Origin of the sequence: Saccharopolyspora kobensis, from assembly GCF_900108315.1 — a bacterium.
Lineage (GTDB): Bacteria > Actinomycetota > Actinomycetes > Mycobacteriales > Pseudonocardiaceae > Saccharopolyspora > Saccharopolyspora kobensis.
In genome coordinates this window covers 1864949-1880815 of the sequence record NZ_FNVB01000002.1, presented here as the reverse complement: position 1 = coordinate 1880815, position 15867 = coordinate 1864949, and the positions used below count along the sequence as shown (strand labels likewise).

At 72.3% G+C, this 15867-nt stretch carries 15 protein-coding genes; 10 read left to right on the top strand and 5 right to left on the bottom strand.

All coding sequences use genetic code 11. The features are described 5' to 3' along the window. Positions 1 to 2: 2 nt before the first annotated feature. Both C4T78_RS08570 and C4T78_RS08565 read right to left on the bottom strand, forming a co-directional pair. Positions 3 to 1496 (bottom strand): CoA-acylating methylmalonate-semialdehyde dehydrogenase, encoded by a 1494-nt coding sequence (locus C4T78_RS08570; protein ID WP_093358103.1) that lies wholly within the window; start codon positions 1494 to 1496, stop codon positions 3 to 5. Further along, positions 1493 to 2794 (bottom strand): aspartate aminotransferase family protein, encoded by a 1302-nt coding sequence (locus C4T78_RS08565; RefSeq protein WP_093358104.1) that lies wholly within the window; start codon positions 2792 to 2794, stop codon positions 1493 to 1495. Before C4T78_RS08565 ends, C4T78_RS08570 begins: the two co-directional genes overlap by 4 nt. Before the next feature lie 120 nt (positions 2795 to 2914). Here C4T78_RS08565 and C4T78_RS08560 point away from each other — a divergent pair, with 120 nt between their 5' ends. The 5 genes from C4T78_RS08560 (at position 2915) to C4T78_RS08540 (ending at position 7218) form a co-directional block, all read left to right on the top strand. Next, complete coding sequence (locus tag C4T78_RS08560) at positions 2915 to 4525, top strand: PucR family transcriptional regulator (RefSeq protein WP_235863869.1); 1611 nt, start codon at positions 2915 to 2917, stop codon at positions 4523 to 4525. Positions 4526 to 4688: 163 nt separating this feature from the next. Beyond that, a complete protein-coding gene (locus C4T78_RS08555; protein WP_093358105.1) occupies positions 4689 to 5432 on the top strand; it encodes a transglycosylase SLT domain-containing protein in 744 nt (247 codons plus the stop codon). Positions 5433 to 5447: 15 nt separating this feature from the next. Beyond that, entirely contained in the window at positions 5448 to 6521 is a 1074-nt protein-coding gene (locus C4T78_RS08550; protein ID WP_093358106.1) for a CHAP domain-containing protein, read from the top strand. Then, on the top strand, positions 6518 to 6793 hold the full coding sequence (locus C4T78_RS08545; protein WP_093358107.1) for a hypothetical protein: 276 nt from the start codon (positions 6518 to 6520) through the stop codon (positions 6791 to 6793). Before C4T78_RS08550 ends, C4T78_RS08545 begins: the two co-directional genes overlap by 4 nt. Then, positions 6793 to 7218, top strand: a complete 426-nt coding sequence (locus tag C4T78_RS08540; protein ID WP_093358108.1) for a hypothetical protein — start codon at positions 6793 to 6795, stop codon at positions 7216 to 7218. The genes C4T78_RS08545 and C4T78_RS08540 overlap by 1 nt, the downstream gene beginning before the upstream one ends. A 2-nt stretch (positions 7219 to 7220) precedes the next feature. Here C4T78_RS08540 and C4T78_RS08535 read toward each other — a convergent pair whose 3' ends face one another. Further along, positions 7221 to 8627, bottom strand: a complete 1407-nt coding sequence (locus C4T78_RS08535; protein ID WP_093358109.1) for an aminotransferase-like domain-containing protein — start codon at positions 8625 to 8627, stop codon at positions 7221 to 7223. On the opposite strand from C4T78_RS08535, the gene C4T78_RS08530 reads away from it, so the two are divergent. Both C4T78_RS08530 and C4T78_RS08525 read left to right on the top strand, forming a co-directional pair. Continuing rightward, complete coding sequence (locus C4T78_RS08530; protein ID WP_309599259.1) at positions 8602 to 9555, top strand: DMT family transporter; 954 nt, start codon at positions 8602 to 8604, stop codon at positions 9553 to 9555. The two genes, C4T78_RS08535 and C4T78_RS08530, sit on opposite strands and share 26 nt — an antisense overlap. Before the next feature lie 43 nt (positions 9556 to 9598). After that, entirely contained in the window at positions 9599 to 10318 is a 720-nt protein-coding gene (locus C4T78_RS08525) for a hypothetical protein (RefSeq protein WP_093358111.1), read from the top strand. Here the strand turns inward: C4T78_RS08525 and C4T78_RS08520 are convergent, their stop codons facing one another. Then, positions 10319 to 11971: an AMP-binding protein gene (locus tag C4T78_RS08520; protein ID WP_093358112.1), complete on the bottom strand. Its 1653-nt coding sequence runs from the start codon at positions 11969 to 11971 to the stop codon at positions 10319 to 10321. Positions 11972 to 12066: 95 nt separating this feature from the next. Here C4T78_RS08520 and C4T78_RS08515 point away from each other — a divergent pair, with 95 nt between their 5' ends. From C4T78_RS08515 to C4T78_RS08505, 3 genes are all read left to right on the top strand, one after another. Further along, positions 12067 to 12924, top strand: a complete 858-nt coding sequence (locus C4T78_RS08515) for a helix-turn-helix transcriptional regulator (RefSeq protein WP_235863870.1) — start codon at positions 12067 to 12069, stop codon at positions 12922 to 12924. A 91-nt stretch (positions 12925 to 13015) separates the two neighbouring features. Then, a complete protein-coding gene (locus tag C4T78_RS08510; protein ID WP_093358113.1) occupies positions 13016 to 13594 on the top strand; it encodes a TetR/AcrR family transcriptional regulator in 579 nt (192 codons plus the stop codon). Then, positions 13591 to 14442, top strand: a complete 852-nt coding sequence (locus tag C4T78_RS08505; protein ID WP_093358114.1) for an alpha/beta fold hydrolase — start codon at positions 13591 to 13593, stop codon at positions 14440 to 14442. Before C4T78_RS08510 ends, C4T78_RS08505 begins: the two co-directional genes overlap by 4 nt. A gap of 16 nt (positions 14443 to 14458) precedes the next feature. Here C4T78_RS08505 and C4T78_RS37275 read toward each other — a convergent pair whose 3' ends face one another. Then, positions 14459 to 15292, bottom strand: coding sequence for an SDR family oxidoreductase (locus tag C4T78_RS37275; RefSeq protein WP_093358115.1), 834 nt, complete (start codon positions 15290 to 15292; stop codon positions 14459 to 14461). Positions 15293 to 15867 lie beyond the last annotated feature (575 nt).

The following is a 15867-nucleotide window of genomic DNA, read 5'->3' as shown; positions in this document are numbered from 1 at the left end:
GATCAGGTGCTCTGCGGGAATCCGAGGTCGACGCCGCCGTGGGAGGGATCCGGCCAGCGCGTGGTGACCACCTTGGTGCGGGTGTAGAACTGGATGCCGTCCGGGCCGTAGGCGTGCGCGTCGCCGAACAGCGAGTCCTTCCAGCCGCCGAAGGAGTAGTACGACACCGGCACCGGGATCGGGACGTTCACCCCGACCATGCCGACCTCGACCTCCTCGCAGTACTGCCGGGCAGCGCCGCCGCTCTCGGTGAAGATCGCGGTGCCGTTGCCGTACGGGTTGTCGTTGAGCACCTGGATCGCCGCGTCGTAGCTGGGCACCCGCAGCACCGAGAGCACCGGACCGAAGATCTCGTCGGTGTAGATGGACATGCCGGTGCCGACGTGGTCGAACAGCGTGGGCCCGAGCCAGAAGCCGCCCTCGCCGCCGTCGACCCGGACGCCCCGGCCGTCCACCACCAGCTCCGCGCCCGCCGCGATGCCCGCGTCCACGTAGGACGACACCCGGTCCCGGTGCGCGGCGGTGACCAGCGGCCCCATGTCGCAGCCCCGGCGGCCGTCGCCGACGTTGAGCTTGGCCATCCGCTCGGCGATCTTGGCGACCAGCTCGTCGCCGACCGGGTCGACCGCGACGACCGCGGAGATCGCCATGCACCGCTCCCCCGCCGAGCCGAACCCGGCCGAGACCGCGGCGTCGGCCGCCAGGTCCAGGTCGGCGTCGGGCAGCACCACCATGTGGTTCTTGGCACCGCCGAGGGCCTGCACCCGCTTGCCGCGGCCGGTGCCGGTCTCGTAGACGTAGCGCGCCACCGGGGTGGAGCCGACGAACGACACCGCCTTGACCACCGGGTGCGCCAGCAGGGCGTCGACGGCGACCTTGTCGCCGTGCACGACGTTGAGCACGCCGTCGGGCAGCCCCGCTTCCTTCCAGAGCCCGGCGATGAAGTTGGCCGCCGACGGGTCCTTCTCGCTCGGCTTGAGCACCACGGTGTTGCCGCAGGCGATCGCGTTCGGCACGAACCACAGCGGCACCATGGCCGGGAAGTTGAACGGCGAGATCACCCCGACGACACCGACCGGCTGGCGCACCGAGTGCACGTCGACGCTGGTCGAGGCGTTCTCCGAGAAGCCGCCCCGGAGCAGGTTGGGGATGCCGCAGGCGTACTCGACGTTCTCCAGGCCGCGCTGGACCTCGCCAGCGGCGTCGGAGAGCACCTTGCCGTGCTCGGCGGTGATGATCTCGGCCAGCTCGTCCTTGTGCCGGTTGAGCAGTTCCCGGAAGGCGAACAGCACGTTCGACCGCTTCGCCAGCGACGTGCGCCGCCAGCTCTTGAGTGCCTCGGCGGCCGCCGCCACCGCGGAGTCCACATCGGACTCGGCGGCGAACGCGACCTGCTTGGCGACCGCGCCGGTGGCCGGGTCGAAGACCTCGCCGGTGCGCTGCGGGACCGCGTCGTCGAACTCGCCCGCGATCCAGTGCCTGATCAGTTCTGTCATCGGTGGAGCTCCTGCTCGGCCAGTGCGATGGTTTCGGTGAGGATCTGCAGTGCCTGCGCGGCTTCATCGTCGGTCAGCGTCATCGGCGGCGCCAGGCGCAGGACGTTGCCGTGCAGACCGCCCTTGCCCACCAGCAGCCCGCGCTGCTTGGTCAGCTCCATCACCCGGGCGGCGGCCGCGGCGGCGGGCGTGCGGGTGCCGGGCTCGACCAGCTCGATGCCGATCATCAGGCCCTTGCCGCGCACGTCGCCGATCAGCGCGCAGCGCTCGGCGTGCGCGCGCAGCCCGTCCAGCAGCCGGGTGCCGAGCTTGGCGGCGTTGCCCTGCAGGTCGTTGTCCAGCAGGTACTCCAGCGCCGCCGCGGCACCGCCGGTGGAGATCGGGTTGCCGCCGAAGGTGGAGATCGAGTTCGCGGTCAGGCAGTCCATCAGCCCGGCCTCGGCCACCACGCCGCCGATGGCCAGCCCGTTGCCCAGGCCCTTGGCGAAGGTCATCGCGGCCGGGGTGACGCCGTGCGCCTGGATGCCCCAGAAGTGCTCGCCGGTGCGGCCCCAGCCGGTCTGCACCTCGTCGGAGATCAGCAGGATGCCGTACTCGTCGAGCACCTCGGCGAACGCGCCGAACAACCCGTCGGGCGGGGTGGCGAAGCCGCCGACGCCCTGGATCGGCTCGGCGATCATGCACGCCACGTCACCGGCGGTGGTCGTCTCGATCACCTCGCGGAGGTCGTCCACGCAGGCGGCGATGTAGTCGGCGTCGGACAGGTCGCGGAACGGGCTGCGGTAGCGGTAGCCGCCGTGCACGTAGCTGACCTTGACCGGCGACAGCGCGCTGGCCGACCAGCCCCGGTTGCCGGTGACGCCGAGGGTGCCGAAGGCCCGGCCGTGGTAGGAGTTGCGCAGCGCGAGCACCTGGTTGCTGCGCCGCCGCTGGGTGGCCAGCATCAGCGCGGTCTCGTTGGCCTCGGTGCCGGAGTTGGTGAAGAAGACCTTGGGGTTGGCGATCCCGGAGAGCTCGCCGATCCGCTCGGCCAGCTCCACCTGCTGCCGGATCAGGTACAGCGTGGAGGTGTGCAGGATGCCGGTGTCGACCTGGCGGCGGATCGCGTCGCTGATCTCGGCGATGTCGTAGCCGATCGCGTTGGTCAGGATCCCGGCGAAGAAGTCCAGGTAGGTGTTGCCCGCCGCGTCGGTGACGTGCCGCCCCCGGCCGCTGACGATCTCGATGGGTTCCTCGTAGTAGAGCGACAGCCAGCTGGGCAGGGCCGCGCGGTGGCGGGCCGACAAGGATTGCGACATAGCTCCCCGTTCCATCGTGCCGATGCGCCCAGTCTCGCCCGCAGGCAGCGCGCTCTCCTACGGACAGGTTGTACGCACCTGACCTCCGCCGCCGTACGGTGTGTGCACCGAGGAGGTGCGATGGAGCTGATGTCGCAGGACGTGCTGGCGCTGCCGACCGTGTCCGAGGTCCTGGACCTGCCGGTGCTGCGGCGCGGCAAGCCGCGGGTGATCGCCGGGGCGTCGGGGCTGGACCGCCGGGTGCGGTGGGTGCACGTGGCCGAGATCGCCGAGATCGGCGCCCTGCTCAGCGGCGGTGAGCTGGTCCTGACCACGGGCATCGCGCTGTCCGACGAGCCCGCCGAGCTGGTCCGCTACGTCGACGAGCTCGCCGCGGCCGGGGCGTGCGGGCTGGTCGTGGAGCTCGTGCGGCGCTGGCGCGACCGGGTGCCGGACGCGCTCGTGGACGCGGCGCACCGGCACGACCTGCCGCTGGTGACGTTGTCGGAGGAGACCAGGTTCGTCAGCGTCACCGAGGCAGTGGTGGCGCGCATCCGGGACGCGCAGCTGGCCGAACTGCGCGCCACGCACGCCATCCACGAGACCTTCACCGCCCTGACCACCTCCGGCGCCGAACCGGCGTCCGTGCTGCGCGAGGCGTCGCGCATCCTCCAGCGGCCGGTCGTGCTGGAGACGATGGCGCACCAGGTGCTGGCCTACGACGCGGCCGGGCAGGATCCGGTGGCGGTGCTGTCCGACTGGTCGGAGCGGTCCCGCTCGGTGGTGCAGTCCGGGCGCACCGCCTACGACGCGGACCGGGAGTGGCTGACCACCGTGGTCGGAGCGCGCGGCGATGACTGGGGCCGGCTGGTGGTGCTCGGGCCCGAGCCCGCGCACCGGCACGTCGTGGTGGCCGAGCGGGCGGCCTCGGCGCTGGCGGTGAACCGGCTGGTCACGCGCGACCGGGAGAGCCTGGAGCGGCAGACGCACCGCACGCTGATCACCGAACTGCTCGCGGGCAGCGTCGAGACCGCCGATCTGGCCGCTCGCGCCGCCGGCGTCGGGGTGCCGCTGGACGGCCCGCTGGTGGGCATCGCGGTGCGCCCGCGCACCACCACCACGCCGGCGCCCGCGCTGGAGACCCAGCAGGCGCTGCGCGATCTGGCCGAGGCGACCGCGCTCGCCGCGCGCAAGGCCAAGCTGCCGGTGCTGGTCGGGGTCGTCGACGATCTCACCGTGCACGCGGTGGTCGCGCTGCCGGACACCGACGTGGACGCCGCGCTGCACCGGCTCGCGGCCGACATCCGCCGGTCTGCCGCGCTGCCGCTGGTGGTGGCCGTCGGGACCGCGGTGGCCTCGATCTCCGGGGCGCGCCGGACGCTCACCGAAGCCGCTCAGGTCGCGGAGGCGGCGTTGCACGTCGACGACGGCGCGCGCGAGTTCCACCGGCTCGACGACGTGCGCCTGCGCGGACTGCTGCACCTGCTGCGCGGCGATGAACGGCTGACGGCCTTCGCCGAGCGCGAGCTGGGCCCGATCCTCGACAACCCGCGACTGCTCGAAGCGTTGCGCGCCTTGTGCCGCCACGGCGGAAACAAGTCCGCTGCCGCGTCCTCGGCGCACGTGTCCCGGACGGCGTACTACGGGCAGCTGGCCCGCGTCGAGCAATTACTCGGCGTTTCCCTCGACAGCCCGGAATCGCTGGTGTCCCTGCACGTGGCGCTGCTGGCGTGGGACATGCACCGCCCGTGAGCGCCTCGCCCCGCCAGATGCGGCCGAACGGCCGGGAAGCGCGACACCATCGCAGCAGCGATCCGGGCCGAATGGCTCACGCTCGCCGGGCGGTGATCGTCCGAATGGCCCAATGTAGCTGAAAATGCCGCTATGCCAGCAACTTTCGCGCAATACTCGTCCGGTGAGCAAGCTGACCGCTGAGCAGATCGCGCAGCACGCCTACGACGCGGGTTTCCGCGGCGAGAACCTGACCACCGCGGTGGCCGTGGCCATGGCCGAGTCGGGCGGGAACACCAAGTCGCACAACGACACCCCGCCGGACGACTCCTACGGCCTGTGGCAGATCAACATGCTCGGGGACATGGGGCCGGCCCGGCGCAAGGAGTTCGGCCTCGACTCGAACAAGGACCTGTTCGACCCCGCCGAGAACGCCAAGGCCGCCTACGAGATCGCCGGTGACGGCAAGGACTTCGGCCCGTGGTCGACCTACACCAACGGTGCGTACAAGAAGCACCTGGACGAGGCCGAGAAGGCCGCCAGGAAGGCCGGGCAGGGCTCCGGGGGCGGTTCCGGCGGCGGGCAGGGCGGCGGAACCGGCGGCGGGCAGGGCGGCGGCTTCTCCGCGAATCCCGAAGCGCTGCGCAAGTACGCCGAGCGGGCCGAGAGCATCGCCGACGCCCTAGAAGGGATCGGCAAGCGGACCGTGAACTCGGTGACGGGCATCGCCAAGGACAGCTTCGGCAAGGTCGGCGCGGAGACCGGGTTCTCCGACGCGCTGGGCAACTTCAGCAAGGGCCTGGAGAAGCAGGTCCGGACGACGGGCTCCAACGCGCGCAAACTCGGCGAGGGAGCCACCGACGCGGCCAAGACCTACCAGGAGATCGACGAACGTTCCGCCGCCGAGCTCAAGCGCATCATGGGTTGATCGGGAGAATCTCAAGTGGACCCACACGGAGTCGCAACGCGGTTCGCCAGCGAGCTGATGACCCACCAGGGCAAGCTCGAGGGCAAGGCCGGCGAGGTCCAGCGCGCCCAAGCCGCTCTCGAAGCGGCGGCCGCCGCCATCCGGGACCAGCGCGAAGCGCACGAGAAGGCCGCCGATTCCCTGCTGGGCGACTGGAAGAGCGAGGCGACCGCGGGCTTCGAGAAGCGGTCGGCGAAGTTCGGCGACGACCTGGCGGTGACCGCGGACGCCAGCGCCAAGGGCGCGCAGATCGTCGCCGAGGTCACCAAGGCGCTCGAAGGCAGGCACAGCAACGTCGGTGATCTCGTGGCCGACTTCGTCGGCAAGGCCGGGCAGCTGGTGCAGGCCGGGCTCGCCGCGGCCGGGCTCGCCGCACCCGCCGGGCTGATGAAGGCGGTGGCCCAGATCGCCGACCTCGCCGGCGGCTACATCAAGCAGTCCGGCGGCGAGCTCAAGGACGCCCGCGACGAGATGACCGAAGCGGCCGAGAAGCTCCAGGCGCTGCTCAAGGACCTCGACTCCGACGGCGTCGCCGACCCGGAGAAGGACAGCTCCGGCCAGCAAGGCGGTCCGGGCAAGGAGGAGAAGCCGAAGGACGAGGGCAAGGCCCCCGGCAAGAACTCCGGCAGGACCGAGGAGATCCTGGACAACGCCCGCAAGCACCTTGGTTTCAAGGAAGGCCCCAACAACGAGAACAAGTGGGGGCCGACCGGGCAGCCGTGGTGCTCCTACTTCGCCACCTCGATGTGGCGGGAAGCCGGCGTGGACATCCCGAAGTACGGGTTCACCGGCGACGTCTACAAGTGGGGCCAGGAGCAGGGCACCGCCTACGACCGCGGCGACCTGGCCGAGAAGGCCCGTCCCGGCGATGCGCTGCTGTTCGGCAGCGGCCCGAGCCAGGGCGCCAGCACGCACATCGGCATCATCGAGAAGGTCGACGGCAACAAGATCACCACTATCGAGGGCAACGCCAGTGATCAGGTCAAGCGGATCACGTACACGCTGCCCGACGACGCCGGCAAGTTCTACGGAGGGGTGCACCCGAAGTGAGCATCATCGGACGTGCGCAGCGGGACGGTGTCACGGTCGCGGTGGCTCCCGGCGGCGCGCTCAGGAACGTGCTGCTGGAACCCGTGGCGCTCCAGCAGGGCGGCGCGAAGCTGGCGAGCACGATCCTGGCGCTGGTGCGGGAAGCCACCGGCCGCGCCAACCGGGAGGCCGAAGCGGTGATCCGGGAGCAGGCCGGCGGGTTGTCCGATGCGGACTTCGCCGCGCTGGGGCTGGCTTCCGGTGACGAGAGCTCCGAGGCGGGGAGGCGCTGATGATCGAGGACGAGCGCACCATCGACGAGCTGATCGAGATCGCCGAGACGATCACCCCGCACACCGAGCTCTCCGCGGGGCTGGACGCGATCCGCGGCAGCGCGCGGGATTCGGGCATCGCCCTGGAGGTGGACCTGCAGGGGATGCTGGTCGGCCTGGAGATCGACGACCGGGCGCTCGCGCTCGGCCCGGAGCGGCTGGCGGCCGAGATCACCCGGCTCACCGGTGAAGCGGGCATGGATTCGCTGCAGCAGGGCGTGGTGGCGATCCAGGCCGGGTGCGGGGCCGACGTGGCCGCGGCGATGGTGGAGTACCTCAACAGCGTCGAGGAGGAGCCCGACGAACCCGAGCCGGCGTCCCGCCCGGAACCGGAGTGGGAGGACGCCGAGGTCTCCGGCACCACCATGGAACGCCGGGACTGGTGAGGCTACTGCCGCGCCAGGGCCTCGCCGATGATGCGCGCGCCGTCGGGGAACGCCCCGGGGTTCGGGCCCGCGTAGTTGATCCGGAGGTAGGGGCCGGTGGGCTCGGCGGGGAACCACCCGTCGCCCGGGGCGATGATGACCCCGGCCGCCTCGCAGTCCCGGGCCAGCCGCCGCAGATCGGTGGCGTCCGGCAACCGCACCCAGAGGTTCAGCCCGCCCTGCGGCACGGCTTCCAGGTGTCCGGCGGGCACGTGCTCCCGCAGCGCGGCCACGAGCAGGTCCCGGCGGGCGGCCAACTGGTGGTGGAGGTTGCGCAGGTGCGTGCGCCAGGCCGGCTGGGTGACCACGTCGAGGGCCACCGCCTGCAGCACTCCGCTGATGTACATCGACTCGGCGTGGGCGTCGAGGAGGATCCGCTCGCGCGCGGGGCCGCGGGCGATGATCCCGGCGATGCGCACCGACGGGGACACGCTCTTGGTCAGCGAGCGCAGGTAGACGACGTGCCCGCTGTCGTCGCGCGCGGCGATGGGCACCGGGTCGGTGTCGATGCCGAAGTCGTGCGCCGAGTCGTCCTCGATCAGGAACGCCCCGTGACCGCGCACCACGTCGAGCACCTGGTCGGCGAGAGCGGGCGACCACTGCGCGCCGGTCGGGTTGGCGAAGTTCGGCTGGACGTAGCAGGCGCGCGCTCCGGTGCGCTCGAAAGCGCGGTCCAGCTCCGCCGGGTCCGGTCCGCGGATGCCGCTGGGCACCGGGACCAGCTGCACACCTGCTTGCGCGGCCGCGAGGATCGCACCCCAATAGGTGGGTGACTCCACCAGCAGCGGTCGCCCGGCGCCGACCAGCGCGCGGAAGGCGGTGCTGAGCCCGCTCTGGATGCCCGGGAGGATCACCGCGTCGCTCGCGACCGGTGGTGTGACACCGATCGGCGCCGCCGTGCCGAGCTCGGTGGCGAACCAGGCCTGCAGCTCCGGCAGTCCCGCCGCAGGCGGGCGGGAGACCGCTGCCTCGCTGCGCGCGGCACGGGTGAAGGCGGCGCGCACCAGGCGCTCCGGGAGCAGATCGCGGTCGGGGTAGCCCGCGTGCAGTGCTATCGCGTCGTTGGGCGCCGTGCGCAGCGCGGTGGAGAGCTCCCGCATGCGGTGCTGGGGCGCACCGAGGGCTGCGGTCTGCCACCCGTAGTCGTTCGGGCGGGCGACCCGGACGGCCCGCACGAAGGTGCCCACACCGGGACGGCTTTCCACCATTCCTTGCGAAGTCAGCGTTCGCAGCGCCTTCTGCACCGTCACCGGGCTCGCCGCGTACTGCGCGACGAGCGCGCGCGTCGACGGCAGCTTCGCTCCCGGCGGGGCGGTCGCGATCCACTCGCGGAGTCCCGCGACGATGCGCGAGCTGCTATCGTTCGACATGAGAGATCAGAGTAGCGCTACTGTTCTGAGCGCGCCAGCGCTATCGCCGTCCCGGGCCGGTCTCGGGTGGGGCCTGCTCGGCGTGGGCGCGTTCTCCTTCACCGTGCCGTTCACCCGCGTCGCGGTCGCCGGTGGCGGGATGTCACCGCTGTTCATCGGCTCCGCCCGCGCCGTCATCGCCGCACTGCTCGCGGCGGCGGCACTGGCGTTCACCGGGCAGCGACTGCCGCGCGGCCTGCAGTGGGCTCGCGTGGCGGTCGTCGCCGGTGGCGTCGTCGTGGGCTTCCCCGTGCTGACCTCCTTCGCCCTGACCACCGCACCGGCCAGCCACGGCGCCGTGGTGATCGCCGTCCTGCCCGCCGCGACCGCGGTGGCGGCCGTGCTCCGCGGGCACGAACGTCCGCCGAAGTCGTTCTGGGTCATGGCGGCGGTGGGCGCGATCGCCGCCGTGGTGTTCGCCGCGCTGCAGGGCGGTGGGCTCAGCGGGCTGCACTGGTCCGACCTGCTCCTGTTCGGCGCCGTCGTGGCGGCCGCCATCGGCTACGCGGAAGGCGGCCTGCTCGCCCGCGAGCTCGGCGCCTGGCAGACCGTGTCCTGGGCGCTGGTGCTCGCCGCACCGCTGATGATCGCGCTCACCGGTTTCTCGGTGGCCGAGCAACCGCCGAGCGGCAGCGCGGTGGAGTGGGCCGCATTCGCCTACCTGGCCGTGGTGAGCATGTACCTGGGCTTCTTCGCCTGGTACCGCGGGCTGGCGATCGGCCCGATGGCGCAGGTCAGCCAGGTGCAGCTCGCCCAGCCGGTGATGACGATCTGCTGGGCGGCGCTGCTGCTGGGCGAACAGCTCACCTGGCCCACGCTGCTGGGCGGCGTCGCCGTGATCGCCTGCGCCGCCACCGCCGTGCGCACCCGTCTGGGGCGAACCGGGTAGCCATCGTGGCGCGGTGATCAGCTGGGCGGAATGCTGGGATGCGATGTCTGAACGAACCGCTGTCCGCTCCCCGTTCACCGATGCCGACTACCCCGCACACCCCTACCCCGGTGCTCGCCCCGGCTGCTCGTTCGTCCACCTCGACGGCGTCGGCCGGGTGCTGAGCCCGGATTCCTCGGCACCCTCCGGCTGGCGCGTCGACGGCGGAGGCTGCCTGGACGACTGGCTCGCCGAGCACGGCGCGGAGCCGATGCGCGGGCGGCAGCTCGTGCTGGCCTACGGGTCGAACGCCTGCCCGGCCAAGATCACCTGGCTGCGCGCCGAACTCGGGCTCGCCGGTCCGGTGGTGGCGCTCAGCGCCCGCTGCACCGGTCTTTCCGCCGTCTGGGCCGCCGGACTGCGGATCCACGACGGGCAACGCCCGGCCGTCCTGATCGCCGCGCCCGGTGTCGTGGAGGACCACGCGCTGTGGTTCGCCACGCCCGAGCAGCGCCGGGTGCTCGACCGCTGCGAGGGCCGCGGCGTGCGCTACCGACTGGTCCACCTGCACGGCCCCGAGCGGATCCAGCTCGCCGACGGCAGCCGGCCGCAGCGCGTGCTGGCCTACACCGCAGCAGGCCCGCAGCGCGCTCCGCTGCTGGTGGACGGCCACCCGGTCCGCTGCTCGCAGGTCGACCAGCTCGCGGCCCGGGCGCTGACCGGCACTCCTGCCACCGGAGACGGGCTCACCTGCACCGAGATCACCGGCGAGCCCGTCCGGTGATCAGCCGCGCCGCTGCCCGCGGAGCACGAAGCGCTGGATCTTGCCGCTCGGCGTCTTCGGCAGCTGCTCGACGAAGTGCACCGACCGCGGGTAGGCGTGCGCGGCGAACTTGCGCTTGACCAGCTGCTGGAGCTCCGTGACCAGCGCGTCGTCGCCGGTCACCGACGGGCGAAGCACGACGAACGCCTCCAGCACCTCGCCGCGCAGCTCGTCGGGAACGCCGATCACCGCCGCTTCGGCGACCGCCTCGTGCTGGACCAGCACGCTCTCCACGTCGAACGGCCCGATCCGGTAACCGGCCATGATGATCACGTCGTCATCGCGCGAGGAGAAGAAGAACGATCCATCGGCGTCGCGGGAACCGGCGTCACCGGTGACGTACCAGCGGCCGTCCGCGGTGAACCGCTCGGCTGTCTTCTCGGGCGCGTCGGTGTAGCCGGTGAACCACATCAGCGGGCTGGTCGCGGCCTCGATCGCGATCCGCCCGGCGGTGCCCGCGGGCGCCGGTTCGTCGCGGTCGTCGTCGAGCACCTCGGCGGACCAGCCGGGCAGCGCCGCACCCATCGAGCCCGGCTTGATCTCGTCGCGGATCCCGTCGGCCCACGCGTTGACGATCATCATGCCGTGCTCGGTCTGCCCGTAGTGGTCGCGCACGGTCACGCCGAGCTCGCGCTCGGACCAGGACACCACCTCCGGGGTCAGCGGCTCCCCCGCCGAGGAGGCGCGGCGGAGCCGGATCCCGGCGGGATCGGCCGAGGAGTCGGTGCGCAGGCTCCGGTAGACCGTCGGTGCGGCGGCGAAGTTGGTGACCCCGAACCGGCGCATGAGCTGCCAGGTCAGCGCGGCGGAGAACCCGGCGTGCAGCAGGATGCTGCGACGGCCGGCGGCGAGCGGGCCGAGGATCGCGTAGTACAGGCCGTAGGCCCAGCCCGGGTCGGCGGCGTTCCAGAACACGTCGTCGGCCCGGACGTCCAGCCCGAACTCCAGGTACGCCTGGAAGGAGGCCAGCGCGCGGATCGGCACCGGAACGCCCTTCGGGGTGCCGGTGGTGCCCGAGGTGAACAGCTGCACCAGCAGCCCGTCGCCGCCCAGCGCCACGGCCCGACCGCCCGGCTCGTCACCGGTGTAGCGGTCGAGCAGCGCGGCCAGCGACTGCTCGTCCGAGGCGTCACCGGCGACGATGGTCCGCCACGGCGCGTCGGCCGGGATGTCCTCGCCCGGTGCGAGCTTCGCCCGCTGGTCGGCGTCCACCACCACGACCTTCGCGCCGCTGGCGCGCAGCCGCAGCGCGATGGCCGGCGGCGCGAACGCGGTGAACAGCGGCACGTGCACCGCACCGCGGCGCCAGATCCCCAGCAGCGCCACCACCAGGTCGGCGGACTTGCCCATCAGCACGGCGACCGCGTCGCCGGGCGCCACGCCCAGGTCGGCCAGCGCGGCGGCGAACCGCGCCGAGTCGCGCCGCAGCCTGCCGTAGGTGATGTCCTGACTGGACAGATCCGCTTCGACGACGGTGAAAGCCACCGCATCGGCTGGATGCCGGTCGCACAGCAGGTCCGCCGCGCAGGCGTCCGGGGCGCCGAACCGCGCGAGCAGTTCGGCCACGCGGGCCTCCGGTGCGGTGTCCGTCGTCGTGCTCAGCTCTGCGCTCACAATCGGCCCCTTTCGCGGCTCCTTTGCCCCGGCGCTGCCGGGAGCTATGCTCCGCGCCACACAGCAATCCCGGATACCCCCGGAAAGGGGTGCATGTGCGAACCGGCGGTGACGCGCTCTTGCGCCCGGACGACGGCGACGCCTTCCGCCAGGCCGTCCGCGCGGTGCGGCGGGGAGCCGGCATGCCCGTGTCCTTCGGCGGGCAGGCCGCCGAAGGCGCGCTGCGCCTGTCGGAGCTGGCCGGCGTGCGCACGAACATGCTGAAGGGCCTCCAGGTCCGGGCCGCTGCGGGTCTCGGCGGCCGGGTGCTGACGCGCGGTCGGCCCGCCGCGGTGAGCGACTACGCGAGCTCGCTGACGATCAGCCACGACTACGACGCACCGGTGCTCGCCGAGGGGATCAGCTCGGTGGTCGCCGCACCCGTGCTGGTCGGCGGCGCGGTGCGCGGCGTGCTCTACGGCGCGGCGCGCGGGGCGGCGCGGCTGGGCGACCGGGCGATCGACGTCGTGGTGGGCGCGACCCGGCAGTTGGCCGACGAACTCGCGGTGCGCGACGAGGTCGACCGCCGCCTGCGGCTCCTGCGCGCGGCGGAGAGCACCGGTCCTCGCGAGCAGGTGGCTCTGGAGGAGGTGCGGGAGCTGCACGCGGAGTTCCGCGCGATCGCGCAGGGGCTCGACGACCCGGCGCTGCGCGACCGCCTGCACCACGCCTGCGACCGGCTGGCGGGCCTCGGCTCGCAAGGCGAGGAGGCCCGGACGGCGAGCCTGACCCCGCGCGAGCTCGACGTCCTCTCCCAGGTCGCCCTGGGCTGCACGAACGCCGAGGCGGGCAACCGCCTGTCGCTGCGGACGGAGACGGTCAAGGCCTACCTCCGCAGCGCGATGCACAAGCTGGACGTCCACAACCGCCACGAAGCCGTGGTGGCCGCCCGCCGCCAAGGCCTGCTGCCCTGAACCGCCCGTTCCGCGGAAAAGGGGTCGCGCACGCCCGCCTTGCCTAATTACCCTAGGCTGAAACCTAGAGCTTCTAGGAAATGGAGGGCGGATGGCACGCGCGGGGCTGACCGCGGAGCGGATCACCGAAGCGGCGGCCGACATGGCCGACACCGCGGGCTTCACCGGTGTCACGGTTTCGGCGCTGGCACGGCACTTCGGCGTCAAGGACGCGAGCCTGTACTCGCACGTGCGGAATCTGGCGGAGCTGCGAGCGCGGGTCGCGGTGCTGGCCGCGGGCGAGCTGTCCGACCGGATCGGTTCGGCGATCGCCGGGCGGGCGGGCCGGGAGGCGCTCATGGCGTTCGCCGACGCTTACCGGTCCTACGCGCTGGAGCACCCCGGCCGCTACGCGGCGACCCAGCTCCAGCTGGATCCCGAGATCGCCTCCGGGTCCAGCGGGCACCGGCGCTGCATGGAGCTGCCGTACTCGCTGCTGCGCGGGTACGGCCTCGCCGAACCGGACATCACCGACGCGGTCCGCTTGCTGCGCAGCACCTTCCACGGCTACGCCCACATCGAAGGCAGCGGCGGCTTCGGACATCCCCGCGACGTGCGGGCGTCCTGGGAACGAGCCGTCCACGCCCTCCACACCGCTCTCGAGAACTGGCCCGGATCGGAAGACGCATGACTGACATCAGGACCGGCACCGCCGAGGTGCCGGGCGCGACGCTGCACTACGAGACCCGCGGCACCGGACCGGTGCTGCTGCTGATCCCGGGCGGTTCTGGCGATGCCGGCATCTTCGACGGGATGGCCGCCGAACTCGCCGACCGGTACACAGTGGTCAGCTACGACCCGCGGTGCTTCTCCCGCAGCCGCGAGGATTCCGCGCCGGGCGGCCAGCGCGTCGAGGTGCACAGCGCCGACGCCCGCCGGGTCCTCGACCTGGTCGCCCGCCCCGGCGAACCCACCGCCGTGCTCGGCACCAGCTCGGGGGCGATCGTCGCCCTGGACCTGCTGGCCCGCTTCCCGGATCCACCGCGGGTGGTGATCGCCCACGAACCGCCGTCGGTCGAACTGCTGCCCGACGCTGCCCAGCACCGGGCGATGTTCCGCGAGGTGCGCGAGACCTACCTGCGCGACGGTGCGGCTGCGGCCATGGGCGTGCTGGCGGCCGGAACCTCCGGCGGCGACAACGCCCCGGAGCCCGCCGAACCGCCGCACAGCGAGGCGATGGACCGGATGGTGGCGAACCTGCCGGTCTTCCTGGAGCACATCCTGGCCCAGTTCACCGCCCACGTCCCCGACCTGGACGCCCTGAGCTCAAGGGCGGATCGCCTGGTCCTGGCCGCGGGCCGCGATTCGGCGGGCCAGCTGCTGCGCAGACCGGCCGAGCACATCGCGCAGCGCACCGGCGCCGGGTTCGCGGAGTTCCCGGGTGGCCACGTCGGCGCGACCGAACGCCCGGCGGAATTCGCCGCCGCCCTGCACCGAACGCTCGAAGCGCAGGTGGCGCGGTGGACGGTCGACCGCTGACCGTCCACCGCGACGGTCAGCGGAAGGCCTCGGCGTTCTCCTGCGCCCAGCTCGCGAACGTCCGGGCCGGATGCCCGGTGACCTCCTGCACGGTGGGCAGCACGGTCCGGCCGTCGATCGGCGGATCCTTCCGCATCTGCTGGAAGAACCCGATTTCCTCCGCGGTGAACCCGGCCGCCCGCCACTGCTCGACGGCCTCGGCTTCCGACTGCTCCACGTAGCGGAGCTCGCGGCCCAGCGCCGCACCCAGCACCCGGACCTTCTCCGGCACGGTCAGCGCCTCCGGCCCGGTCAGCCAGTACTCCTGCCCCGAGTGCCCGTCGGTGGTCAGCGCGGCCATCGCCACGGCGGCGATGTCGGCCGGGTGGACCATCGCGCTGGCAGCCTCCGGGTACGGCTCGCGGATCACTCCCCCGGCGCGCACCGAATCCGCCCACTCCAAGGCGTTCGACATGAACTCGACCGGGACCAGGTGCGTCCACTCCAGACCGCTGGCCTCCACCGCCTCGTCCAGGCGGGTCTTGTGCACGCCACCGCGCAGCACGGTCACCTTGCCGACGCCGGCCCGCTCCGCCAAGGACACGATCTCCGGCCCGGTGGACAACTCGCCCTCGTCGTCGCCGAAGGAGATCAGGTGCACGGCAGCGACGCCGGTGAACACCTCCGCCAAGCTCGCCACGTCCGTCAGGTTCCCGGCGACCACCTCGGCACCGGCCGGGAGGTTCGCCGAAGCCGGGTCGCGGCTGAGCGCCCGCACCCGGTGACCGGCCGCGAGCAGCTGCTCGACGAGCGGGCGGCCGACGTTGCCGGTCGCACCGGTCACCAGGATCGTTCGGATTTCATCTGCCATACCACCGGACGCTAGGAACGGTCGAGGACACTTGGCGTCCGCCACCGGAGCTGAATGCCGAACGTAGTTGCGAAGAAACCCTCCGCGACGAAAAATGTGGCGCTCGATACGCCCGAAATCGCCGGTCACCCCCTTGCACAACGGCGGCACAACCCGCAGTCTCTTAACAGCACAGCGTTGACCTGCGAAGACAGCGAGCGTGCTCGCCGGGTGGAGCGTCGGGGGTTGCACCCGGCATTCGGGGAACGGGTGGGCGGCGGTCGGGGCCGCCCACCCTCCGGAAATCGAATGCTCGGACCGTGACAACACGCCCAAGGCCGGAAGAGACATGAGCGGCGCCAGCTGCACCTGCATCCCGCAGGACGCGCTGAGGCTGCTGCTGGAGAGCGTTGCCTTGCGCATCGCGAGCTTCTTGGTGTTCTCGCGCAGGAATGTGCTCAGCACGTCGACCACGGTGGTGTGGTCGCGCCGGCGAGGCGTTCCAGGGAGTAGATGCCGCCGATGCGGACTTCGAGGCCGGCGGGAGCACCCAGGCTGCTCGACGGCTTTGCTGAACCGCTCGGCGATCTGCTGTT